8 protein-coding genes are annotated in these 11,634 nt (G+C 66.6%); all 8 read right to left on the bottom strand.

All coding sequences use genetic code 11. The features are described from left to right. Positions 1 to 84: 84 nt before the first annotated feature. Positions 85 to 678, bottom strand: a complete 594-nt coding sequence (locus ACN6NG_RS21575) for a glutathione S-transferase (protein ID WP_474316121.1) — start codon at positions 676 to 678, stop codon at positions 85 to 87. After that, positions 675 to 4,319, bottom strand: coding sequence for an AAA family ATPase (locus ACN6NG_RS21570; protein ID WP_474316119.1), 3,645 nt, complete (start codon positions 4,317 to 4,319; stop codon positions 675 to 677). Before ACN6NG_RS21570 ends, ACN6NG_RS21575 begins: the two co-directional genes overlap by 4 nt. Beyond that, positions 4,316 to 5,554, bottom strand: a complete 1,239-nt coding sequence (locus tag ACN6NG_RS21565; RefSeq protein ID WP_063425068.1) for an exonuclease SbcCD subunit D C-terminal domain-containing protein — start codon at positions 5,552 to 5,554, stop codon at positions 4,316 to 4,318. Before ACN6NG_RS21565 ends, ACN6NG_RS21570 begins: the two co-directional genes overlap by 4 nt. A gap of 225 nt (positions 5,555 to 5,779) precedes the next feature. Continuing rightward, entirely contained in the window at positions 5,780 to 7,414 is a 1,635-nt protein-coding gene (locus ACN6NG_RS21560; RefSeq protein ID WP_474316117.1) for a BatD family protein, read from the bottom strand. Then, the gene (locus ACN6NG_RS21555) at positions 7,411 to 9,129 is read right to left on the bottom strand and encodes a vWA domain-containing protein (protein WP_353456902.1); all 1,719 of its coding nucleotides are present in this window, start codon (positions 9,127 to 9,129) and stop codon (positions 7,411 to 7,413) included. Before ACN6NG_RS21555 ends, ACN6NG_RS21560 begins: the two co-directional genes overlap by 4 nt. Beyond that, a complete protein-coding gene (locus ACN6NG_RS21550) occupies positions 9,126 to 10,202 on the bottom strand; it encodes a vWA domain-containing protein (protein ID WP_063425074.1) in 1,077 nt (358 codons plus the stop codon). The genes ACN6NG_RS21555 and ACN6NG_RS21550 overlap by 4 nt, the downstream gene beginning before the upstream one ends. Further along, the gene (locus tag ACN6NG_RS21545; RefSeq protein WP_063425076.1) at positions 10,195 to 10,689 is read right to left on the bottom strand and encodes a DUF4381 domain-containing protein; all 495 of its coding nucleotides are present in this window, start codon (positions 10,687 to 10,689) and stop codon (positions 10,195 to 10,197) included. The genes ACN6NG_RS21550 and ACN6NG_RS21545 overlap by 8 nt, the downstream gene beginning before the upstream one ends. Further along, entirely contained in the window at positions 10,686 to 11,630 is a 945-nt protein-coding gene (locus ACN6NG_RS21540) for a DUF58 domain-containing protein (RefSeq protein ID WP_016500831.1), read from the bottom strand. Before ACN6NG_RS21540 ends, ACN6NG_RS21545 begins: the two co-directional genes overlap by 4 nt. Positions 11,631 to 11,634: the final 4 nt, after the last annotated feature.

The raw sequence follows: 11,634 nt of genomic DNA, 5'->3' as shown, positions 1-11,634 counted from the left end.
ACTCTAAGAATGCTGGGGCCGCTGTGCGGCCCTTTCGCGACACAAGGCCGCTCCCACAGGGGACCGTGTAAAGCTGAGAGCTGTTCATTTGGCCATGACTGACCTGAACAGCTCCGAAGCCAGCCACCCCTCCAGCCAGCTCCGCACCCGCGGATAAGCCGCCTCGGCGAACCACTGCGGTTCGACCCCGGCAAACTGGCGCATCAGGGGCAGCAACGCGGCATCGGCAATGCTCGGGTGGTCGGCCAGCAGGTAGGGCCGGCCGGCCAGCAGGCCTTCGAGCTCCGCCAGCCAGGCTTCAGCCTGCTGGCGGTAATGCTCGCGGGAATGCTGCGGGTAACGCTCGGCATACTTGTACAGGTTCACCTGGGCCTTGAACGTGCCGTCGTTGCGCGCAATCAGCGCTTCAGCCTGCTGCGCCGCCGCAGGGTCGGCCTGTAGTCGCCAGTCCTGCGGGTCGTTTTGCGTCAGCGCCCAACGCATGATGTCCAGGCTCTCTTCCAGTACCCCGGCACCGGTATCCAGCACCGGCACCGTGCCCTTGGGCGACAAAGCCAGCAGTTCTGCCGGCTTGTTCTTCATCGCCACCTCACGGATTTCCACCTCGCACCCGGCATAACGCAAGGCCAAGCGCGCGCGCATGGCCCAGGGGCAGCGGCGGAACGAGTAGAGGATCACCCGCACACCTCCACTTCACTCAGGCCGTTGCCTTGACGACGAACCTGGATCTGCACCGGGATGCGCTCGTGCATTTCCTGCACGTGGGAGATCACCGCCACCTTGCGGCCCTGGGCCTGCAAGCCGTCGAGGGCGTCCATGGCCAGTTGCAGCGACTCGGGGTCAAGGCTGCCGAAGCCTTCGTCGATAAACAGCGATTCGATGCGCAGGGTGCTGGAGGCCATCGAGGCCAGGCCCAAGGCCAGGGCGAGCGAGACCAGGAAGGTTTCCCCGCCCGACAGCGAGTGCACCGAGCGCAGTTCGTCGCCCATCTCGGTGTCCAGCACCAGCAGGCCCAGCGCACTGCCGCCGCGCTTGAGGCGGTAGCGGCGGGCCAGCTGGCGCAGCTGGGTGTTGGCGTGGTGCAGCAGCAGGTCGAGGTTGTAACCCTGGGCGATCTTGCGGAACACATCACCCGAGGCCGAACCGATCAGGGCGTTCAAGCGGGCCCAGCGTTGCCATTGCTGATGGGCCTGTTCGATTTCTGCCGCCAACGCCTGGTGTGCCTGCTGGCGACGCTGGTCGTCGGCCTGCTGTGCGCGCAGTTCGGCGCATTGCTGCTCGTGGCCGGCCAGGCGCTCGCGCAGCTCGGTCAGGGCTTGCTCCAGGGCTTCGACCGAGGTGTCCACGGTCATTTGTGCGGCGTGTTGTTGCAGGCGTTGTTCGCGCTCCTGCAGCAGCACGCGACCTTGTTCGATGGCTTTCTCGGCGTTTTGCAGGTGCTGGCGCAGTTCATTGACTTGCGCGTCATCCATGGCCAACAGGCGATCCAGGCCGGCGTCATCCAGTTCCGGGTGCTCGCTGCGCCATTGGGCGATCTGGCCCTGCAACTGCTGGCACTCGACGTCCAGCGCCTGTTGCTGCTGGACGTTGGCCTTGAGCTCACCGGCCAGTTGCACACCCTGTGTGCGCAGGTCTTGCAGGCGCTGGGCGGTGTCGGCGTCCAGGGCGCGGGCTTGCTCCAGCGAGGCGTCCATGTGCTGCTGCCAGGCTTCTGCACTGGAGTGCTCACCCAGCAGTTCACCGAGCGAGGCCTGGGCTTGCAGGCGTTGTTCGTCGAGGGCTGCCAGTTGCTGCTGCAACTGCTGCTGGCCTTGGACGCGCGCCTGTTGCTGGTCGCGCAATTTGTCCAGCTGTGCCTGGCGGGTTTGTTGTTCTTCCAGTTCGTCCTTGCGCTGCTCCAGTTGCTGCAGGCGCTGGGCAATCTGCTGGTCGAGGGCGAGGAAGGCATTTGCCGGGTCTTCGTTGAGGGCCTTGAGCGCTTGCTCGGGCAATACGCCTGCGAGGTCACTCAGCCCCTGCTGCAACTGCTGCTCATCGTTGGCCAGGGCTTGGTGCTGTTGCTCCAGATGGCGCTGGGCCTGCTGCTGGGCGTCGTGGGCAGCCTGTAGTTGCTGGTTTAGGCGGGCGGCGTCTTTTTGCAGGGCGAGCAGGGCGCTCTGGCGCTTCTCGTCCTGGCCGATTTCTTCGTCCAGGCGCCGCAACTGGCCGTCGAGCCAGGTGCTACGGGCCTTGTCGTCCTGCGGGGCGAGGGCTGGCCAAAGGCTATGTGCCTGTACCTGGGCCACCAGCGGTTGCAGCTGGTCGCCCAGTTGTTGCAGTTGCTGTTGGAAGTCCTTGAGCTGGGCGTTGACCACACCCAGCTGGGTACGCAGTTCAACCAGCTTGCTATTGAGGATTTCGACCTGCTTCTGCGCGGCGTCTTCTTCGGCCTGGTCATGGCGACCCAGGCTCTGCAGCAGGGCTTCGGGGTGATGGAACGGGTGCTCGGCGCTGCCGCACACTGGGCAAGGTTCGCCGTCGCGCAGTTGGCCGCGCAGTTCTTCGACGCTGGTATTACGCGCCAGGCGCTGGCGCTGCAACAGCTGGCGGGTGAGGTTCAGTGCTTGCTCGGCGGCTTCCAGCTCGGCCTTGGCGGCGGTGCCTTCGGTAATCAGTTGCTGGCGTTGCTGCATGGCCTGCTGCTGCCGTTCGCGCACGGCATGCAGCTGCTGGCGCAGCTCTTGTTCACGGCCATGCAGGCGCGACAGTTCTTCGACGGCGCGCTGCTGCTTGCGGTTGTCCTGCAGCATGCCACCGAGCAGGTCGATTTGCTCGGCAAGGGCCTGCGGTTCGGCCTTGGCTTCGCGGAACAGCAGGTCGTAGGCGTCGCGCTCGGCCTGCAAGTGTGCATTGGCCTGGCTGGCCTGGGCCTGAAGGCCGGGCAGTTCTTCACGGCCTTTGGCCAGGCGCCCACCGATCAGCATCACCTGCTTCAGCTGTGGCAAGTAGGCGTGCCAGGCATTTGCCAGGCCTGCCAGGTGCTGGCTGTCGGCCAGCGCGGTGTCGATCTGGGCCAGTTGCTGCAGGCTGCGCTGCTGGTTGTCTTCAAGCTGCTGCAACTGCTGCTGGCCGTCGGCGACCTGCTGTTCAGCCTGTTGGCTGGTGCCGCGCTGTGCGGCCAGTTCCTGGTCCAGGCGGGCCAGGTTGTCCTGGGCGGCAAAGGCCTGGCGCAGGCGCGGTGCGTTTTCGCCATGCTGGGCCTGGCTGTCGGCAAGCGCCTGGCGTGCGGCGCCCAGCGCCTGTTCGAGCTCAAGGGTGCGCACCTGCAGCTCAGCTTGCTGCTGCTGTTGCTCAGCGATTTTTGCGGCCACGGGTGCCAGTTGCGCAGTCAGCGCCTGCTGGCGGTGGAACTGGTGGCGCTGGGGTGCCAGGCGCTCCAGGCGAACGAGGTCCAGGCGCGGTTCGGCCAGTTGCTGCCAGCTTTGTTCGGCGGCCTGTAGCGCGGTGCCGGCTTCGGCATGTTGGGCCTGCAGCTGGCGTTGCTCATTCAGCCAGTTGCGTTGCTGTTCCAGTTGGCGCTCGCCAGCCTGGTCGGCCTTGAACTGCTGCTGCGCCTGCTCCAGGCGCTGGTCAAGGTCGGTGCGGGCTTCGGCGGCCATTGGCAGCAGGTGGCTGGCGCGGTCCTTCAGGGCGTTGTGCGCCTCGCCAGCTTCACGGGCCTTGCTGAAGGCACGCTGCCCCAGGCGGGTGTAGATGGCGGTGTTGGTGAGCTTTTCCAGTAACTCGCTGCGCTCTTTGTCGTCCGCCTTGAGGAAAGCGCCGAACTCGCTTTGGGCCAGCATCACCGCACGGGTGAACTGCTCGAAGTTCAGGCCAAGGCGGGCTTCGACCAGTTGCTTGTATTCGTTCTTGCCGCTGCCCAGCACTTGTTCGCTGTCCAGGTCGTAGAAGCTCTGGCGGCTGTGTTGCAGCTTGCCATTGGCCTTGTCGCGGGCGCGGTTGGCTTCCCAGCGGGCGCGGTAGCGGCGGCCGTCGATGCCGATGAAGTCGACTTCGGCAAAGCCACTGCCGGTGCCTCGGCGCAGCAGGTTACGCGGGTCGTAGGTGGGGATTTCGCCGTCGGCGTCGGGCACCTTGGCCTCGCGGCCGATGTCGTTCAGGCGTGGCACCGTGCCAAACAACGCCAGGCACAGGGCGTCGAGCAGGGTGCTCTTGCCGGCCCCCGTTGGCCCGGTGATAGCGAACAGGCCAGCGCTGGCCAAGGGCTCTGCGGTGAAGTCGATCTCGACCGGTCCGGCCAGCGATGCCAGGTTCTTCAGGCGAATGGCGAGAATCTTCATGGCTGCTCCTCTTCCTGCTGCACGTCCTGCAACAGCAGGGCAAAGTCGGCCAGCGCCTGCTCATCTGCGGGGTTGCCGTAAGCCTGCTCCCAGGCGCGGCTGAACAGGTCTTGCGGGGTCATCTGGGAAAGCTCGACAAAGGCCAGGTCATCGTCTTCGGCGTTATTGCGGCCGGCGTATTCGGCGCTGATGCGGATCAGCCGCACGGCCTTGCCTTCCAGTGCAGTTTCAATCTGCTGCCGCAGGTCGGGTTGCGGCTCGTCCAGTATCACCCGCACCTCCAGCCAGGGCTGGCGGTTGGGGTCTTCGAGCAGGTCGATCACGGGCAGGTCGGCCAGCTGTTGCAGCAGTTCGCCCAAGGGTGCCGGGCCAACCCGTTGCAGGGCCACCGCGCGCGGTACCGGGCGCGGTTCGACGCTGACCAGTTCGGTGCCGTCCAGCTCCACTTCCAGCACCTGGTGCGGGTAGTTGATTTCGGCGAACGACAGCGGGATCGGCGAGCCGCTGTAGCGGATACGTTCTTCGCGGTTGACCTTCTGCGGTTTGTGCAGGTGGCCCAGGGCGACGTAGCTGATGGCCTTGTCGAACAGCTTGGCCGGCAGTGCCTCGGCGTTGCCGATGATCAGGCTACGCTCCGAGTCTTCCGACACCGAGCCACCGGCCATGTGCGCATGGCTGATGGCGATCAGCGCCTGGTCTTTCTTGCGCTTGGCTTGCGCGGCGGTGATCAGTTGCTGGTGGACCTGGGTGATGCCTTGCAGGTAGTCGTCGCCCAGGTTCGGGCCTGTGACCTCGGCCGGGCGCAGGAAGGGCAGGGCCAGGCACCAGGCGGCGACCTTGCCGCGGCCGTTGGTCAGTGGGATCAACAGGCGCTCGGCATCCAGCTGGCCTTCGTCCAGCCAGTGCACACGGCCCAGGGCATGGGTGCGCAGGCGCCGCATCAATGCGGCGGGCAGCTCGATGCGCGAGCCCGAGTCGTGGTTGCCGGCGATCATCACGATATCCAGCTTGGGCTGTTGCTCATGGGCCTGGACGATGAAGTCGTAGAGGCGCTCCTGGGCTTTGACCGGCGGGTTGACCGTGTCGAAGATGTCGCCGGCAATCAGCAGCGCATCGGGCTGGCGCAGGCGCAGCTGGCCGAGCAGCCAGTCGAGGAAGCAGGCGTGTTCGAAGTCGCGTTCCTGGCCGTGCAGGCTTTGGCCCAGGTGCCAGTCGGAGGTATGAAACAGACGCATGGATGACCTGTTGGTGTCGAGTCGGACAAGCGGGGAAAGGGCGGTATGGTAACTGTAGGAGCGGCCTTGTGTCGCGAAAGGGGTGCGTAGCGCCCCCAGAATCTTCGCATCGCCGCAAAACTGCAGGGGCCGCTTTGCGGCCCTTTCGCCGGCAAGCCAGCTCCCACAGGTACTGCTCAAGGCTCAATACATGTGCTGTATCTGTGGGGACGTGCAGGCAGTGGCCTACTTGGGATACAGCGGCGGCAAGCCGCCGCTGTCACTCGTCGGCAGCAACACCTGCTCAGCCGGCGGAATGGTGCCTATCGCCCGCCACAAATCCTCACCCTGCCAATACTGCCCGGTTTCGCTGTACAGCGCCCCGTTCAGTCCATCCAGCGCATCCGACAACGGCACGAAACGCGCGGCCATCTCGGCCAGGGTTTCCGGCTGTTGCCGGGCCCACGCATCCAGCGCCTGGCGTGTGGCCTGCGGGTCGTTTGCCTGGCACGCACGCTTGAGGTCGTCCAGCAATGTGCGCGGGCTTGGCCCGTTTTGCGCCGCGCGCAGCACCGCTGGCCGCGAGCGGGCGCGCCACCAAAGGGCGAAGCCCAGCACGGTGGTCAGGGCGAACAGCAGTGTGGCCAGTTGCCAAGGCCACAGCAGGGTGCTGGCGCTGCTGTTGTCGCCCACCGGGGTGTCTGCGCTCAGCGCCGGGTTGTCTTGCACGTTCAATGTGCGCGCTGGCAGGCTGCTGTGTTCCAGATGGTCTTCGCGGGTGTTCCACCAGGCCACTTCCAGCGCTGGCAAGGTCAGCGCACCTGCGTGGGTCGGCACCAGGGCTTCGCGCTCTTCGCGGTTGGCGGTCATGCCGCGCTCGCTGATTTCGTTGCGCAGCAGCGGCTGGTCGGGGTAGCGGCGCAGGCCGATGATCTCTGTGGCGGGCAGCGGTGGCAGTTGGGTGCTGGACAAGCCCTCGGCACGCAAGGTGATGTTGCGCGTTAGCGAGTCGCCAATCTGCACTTGCTGGCTGCCCGGGTCGGGGTTCCAGTGCTCTTCCAGGGTCAGGCTGCGGGCTGGCAGCCACGGTACGCCAGCGGGCCAGGCCGCGGGAATCGGCCGCACGTTCAGGCGCAAGGGCAGCGAACTGACCTGCACCTGGCGGCCGGCGCGGGCCGTGCCATTGGCCTGTGAGGCTTCGTCGTTGCTGGCGGCAGCAGTGGCGGTAAAGGTCAGCGGTGGAATGTCGAGGCTGCCACTTTGCTGGGCGTACACCGCATAGCGGGTTTCGATCACGCCATGACGCACGCCGTTGATTTCCTTTTCATACGTGCGCGATTCGCCCAATGGTTCGACCTTGGCGTTCTCCAGTTGCAGGGGGCTGAGGTTGCTGTCGTCGTACAGCGCCACCGAATGGTAGATGCGCAGGGTCAGTACGGCCTGGGCCTGGACGTAGACGTCGCTGCTGTCCAGGGTCGCTTCGATGAACACTTGCGAGGCGCTGTCCTGGCGATTGGCATCGGCCTGCAGCACTTGCAGTTCGATGGCCTGGCTGTGCGACTGGCCCAGCTGCAGTTCGGGAATACGCAGGCTGCCGCTGCGCCGTGGCAGCAGGGTGATGATCCAGCGGGTGCTTGCGCGGGTTTCGCCGTCGAGGGTGTGCAGGCTGTTCAGCTGGCGCGTGCCACGCACTTCAAAGTCGCCTTCCAGGGCTTGCAGGTCGGGCTTGCCGAACTGGGTGACGTCCTGGCTTTCCAGGGTCAGCTCCAGGCTCTCGCCAGCTTCCAGGCGGGTGCGGTCAACGCTGGCTTGCAGCAGCGGCTCGGCCTGGGCCAGCACGGCCCATAGCAGGGTGAGCAGAAAGACGCCGAAGCGACTCATCGTGGGGTTTCCTGATGCAATTGCTGTTCATACCAGAATTTGCGCCGCAGCAGCTCCGCCGGGTTATCGGGGATCTCCCGCAGCCATTGTTCCAGGGCCTGGCGCTGTTCGGTGTCGAGGTTGGTCGACACCGGGCGCTGTGGCGGCTGGATGACGTCGTCGTCAGCACCCGCCTGGTTGCCGGGCGCGGCCTGGCTGTTATTGCTGCTTTCACCGGGCTGTTCGGCGTTGGCTTGTTCGTCGCTGCCGGGCGTGCCCTGGGCGGGGCTGCTGGCCGAGCTGCTGTTGCCCTCGGTTTCGCTGCCGGGGGTACCTTGGGCATCGCTGTTGGCCGGCTGCTCTTCAGCCTTGGCCTCGCGCTGTTGCAGCATTTGTTGCACCAGCGCCTGGTTGTCCAGCGCGGGTTGCAGGTCTGGCTGGCGCTCCAGGGCTTGCTCGTAGGCGTCCAGGGCGGCTTCCAGTTCACCGCTGCGGGCAAGGGCATTGCCTCGATTGTAGTGGGCGGCGGCGGTATCGCCTTGGGAAAACGCCTCGGCGGCACCGGCATAGTCGCCAGCCTGGTACAGGGCCATGCCGCGCCACTGCGGGTCCTGGAAGTGGCGTGCCGCGCTGGCCGGGCGGTTTTGCTCCAGCAGGCGCTGGCCTTGCTGGTCGGGGCGCAGCCACAGGTCGTTGAACTCGAACGCCTGGCTGGGCTGTGGCAGGGCCAGCAGCAGTGGCAGGCAGAACAGCCAGCCGCGTCGGCCGGCACAGGCAGCCAGCAACAGCAACGGGATCAGCAGCCAGTAACCCTGGTCGGCCCAGCTGTCCAATTGCAGGGTCTGGCCGTCATTGCGCGCGGTGCGGGGGTTGTCGAACAGGCCCAGGCCGCGCAGGTCGAGGTCGTCGATGCGGGCATGCCGGTAGCGCCCGCCAGTGCCGCTGATGAAGCCCTTGAGGCTGGCGCTGTCCAGCCGAGGCAGCAAGATTCCGCCCTGGTCGTCCTTGAGGTATTCGCCGCTGGCCTGGCGTACCGGGGCGCCTTCGCGGCTGCCGATGCCCAGCATCAGCAGGCTCGGGCCCTGGCGGCCGAGTGCCTGGCTGATGCCTTGGCGTTCCGGGGCGCTCAGCGACGAGCCGATCAGCAGCAAGCGGCCTTGGCCCAGGCCACTCTGGGCCAGCAGGGCCAGGCCCTTTTGCACGGCCAGGTCGGCGCGCTGGCCGGGTTTTGGCATGATCGACGGGTCGATGGACTCCAGCAGGTTGCGGGTGGTGGCCAGGTCATCGGACAGCGGCACCAGTGTGTGCGCCGAGCCGGCGTACACCACCAGCGCGGTCTGGCTGTCGCGGCGGTGTTCGAGCAGGTCGAGGACCTTGCGCCGGGCCTGTTCCAGGCGGTTGGGCGGGCTGTCTTCGGCGAGCATCTGTGGGGTCAGCTCCAGCAAGATCACCAGCGGGTCGGCCGGGCGTTGGCGGCTTTCTTCCACGCGTTGCCAGCTGGGGCCGAGCAGGGCCAGGACCACCAGCGCCCAGGCCAGGCCCAGTGCTATCCACGGCAGTTTGCTGGCGCTGCCGCTGCCACCGCCCAGCAATACGCCATGGAAGGCGGGCGGCAAGATCATCTGCCAGCGCCCGGCGCGCTTGCGCCTGTGCCACAGCTTGTACAGCAGCCAGCCGAGCAGGGGCACGGCCAGCAACCACAGCGGGCGCAGCCATTGGGGCCACAGATCGATCATCGCCGCCTCCTCAGGCGCAGGCGCTTCAGGCGCTGGCGCCATTCCGGGTGCGGCTGCAGGAACCGCGGCTTGCGCAGCAGCCGTTGCAGCAGGTTGTCGGGCCATTGCACGGCCACCACCAGCAGCACGCTGAGCAGCAGGGCCAGGGCCAGGGGCCAAGCGTACAGGGCCTGGGCCGTGCGTGCCTGGGTCGGTTGCTGGGCTACCGGCTCCAACTGATCAAGGGCGTCGCCGATGGCGTCCAGCTCGGCGCCGTCATGGGCACGGAAATAGGCACCGTGGGTGATGTCGGCGATTTCCTTGAGTGAGGCTTCATCCAGGTCCAGGCTCGGGTTGAGGCCAAGCAGGCCAGGTGTGCCACTGGCGTCGGGGTTGGCGCCGATGCCGATGGTGTAGATGCGTACCCCTTCCTGGGCGGCCAGGCGAGCAGCGGTCAGCGGGTGGATTTGCCCACCGTTGTTGGCGCCGTCGGTGATCAGCACCAGCACCCGGCTTTGGGCCGGCCGTTGGCGCAGGCGCTTGACCGCCAGGCCAATGGCGTCACCGATGGCAGTATTCTTGCCGGCGATGCCGATCTGCGCTTCGTCAAGGAAGGTGCGCACGGTGCGTCGGTCGAAGGTGAGTGGTGCCTGCAGGTACGCCTGGCTGCCGAACAGGATCAGGCCCACGCGGTCGCCTTCACGGTCTTGCAGAAAGTCGCCCATCAGTGCCTTGACCAGATCGAGGCGGCTGATGTCTTCGTTTTGCCACTGCATGTCGGGGAAGTCCATCGACCCGGACACGTCCACCGCCACCAGCAGGTCGCGGCCACTGGCAGCTACCGGTACCGGTTCGCCCAGCCACTGCGGGCGGGCGGCGGCGCATAGCAGCAACAGCCAGATGACCACGAACGGCGCCTGCTGGCGCCAGGTGGGCAGGTTGAGGCGTGCGCGGCGCCCGGCCAAGCTTTCCAGTTCGTTGAGGAAGCCTACCTTGAGCACCGGCTCGCCGCTGTCGGCGGCTGGCAACAGCAGGCGCGCCAGCCAAGGCAGCGGCAACAGGGCGAAGACCCACGGCCAGGCCAGTTCAAACATGCTTGCGGATCCAGGTTTCGACGGCCTGGCTGAGCCCGACAATGGCCTTGTCGTCGAGCTTGCACTCGGGCTTGTAGGCGCCCTCGACCAGCACCATCCAGCGGGTCAGGCCGGCGGCCGGGCAGCGGTTGTCGAGAAATGCCAGCCACTGGCGGCCGTTGAGGGTGTGGCTGTTGGCACCCGGATAATGGCTGCGGCACAGGCGCTTGAGCAGGGCATTGATCTGTTGCAGCCAGGCGCCGGCCGGGGCGCCGTCGTACGGGCGCGGCAGGCGTGCCAGCTCGGCCAGGGCTTCCACACGCACCGGGTCCAGGGGTTGTTCGGCGCGCACGATGCGGCGTTTGCCCGGGCGCCAGCGGCGCAGCCGCCACAGCCCCCAACCCAGCAATGGCAGCGCGGCCAGCAGCAGCCACCAGCCGGGTGCCGGCGGCCACAGGCCGACAGGCGTCGGGTCGATCAGCGGATGCAACTGGTCGAGCGGGTTCATGACGCGCTCCTTGGCCGCTGGGCGTTCAGGTATTCGCGCAACTGCTCGATCATGTCGCTTTGGGTGCTAAGTGGCATCAGCACGACGCGCAGCTTCTGGGCCATCAGCTCCCAGCGCTCGATGCGTGCCTCGGCCTGCTTGCGATAAGCCTGGCGCAGGTTGGCGTCCAGGGTGTCGAGCTCCAGCTGCGCACCGCGCTGGGCGAAACGTAACAGGCCGGCGGCGGGCAGGGCGTGGTCGAGCGGGTCGGATACGGGCAATAGCAGCAGGTCGCAGTGACGCGAGAGCATGGCCAGGTGCTGTTCGCACTGTGCGCTCAACGAACGCTCGTCACAGATGACAATGGCCAGGCTGCCCGGGCGCAGTACTTCGCGGGCCCGGCGCAAGGCCAGGCCAAGGCTGTCGGCTTGTGGCACGGCTTCCGTGTGCAGCGACTGGTTGACCTTGGCCAGGCGGTTGAGCAGTTGCAGCAGGCTCTGCTTGCTGCGCCGGGGCTTGATTTCGTGGGGGTCGTTGTCGCCGAACACCAGCCCGCCGATGCGGTCGTTGTGCCCCAGTGCGGCCCAGCCGAACAGGGCCGCGGCCTGGGCCGCCAACACTGACTTGAACAGCAGGCCCGAACCGAAGAACAGCCGCTGGCTTTGCTCGACAAGGATGAAGATCGGCCGCTCGCGCTCTTCGTGGAACAGCTTGGTGTGCGGTTCCTGGGTGCGTGCAGTGACCCGCCAGTCGATGTTGCGCACATCGTCGCCGGCCTGATACACGCGCACCTGATCGAAGTCCACCCCGCGCCCGCGCAGCTTGGAATGGTGCAGACCCACCAGCGGGCTGCGCTGGCCGGGCTTGGAAAACAGCTGGATTTCGCGCACGCGGTGGCGCATGTCGATCAGCTCGGCAAGGCCGATGCGGATGCCGGGTTCGGCCAGCTGCGCGGTGGGCATTGGG

This window comes from Pseudomonas sp. TSO6 (assembly GCF_056098905.1).
The sequence above is the reverse complement of the archived record's forward strand: the minus strand, read 5'-3'. Positions and strand labels throughout refer to the sequence as shown.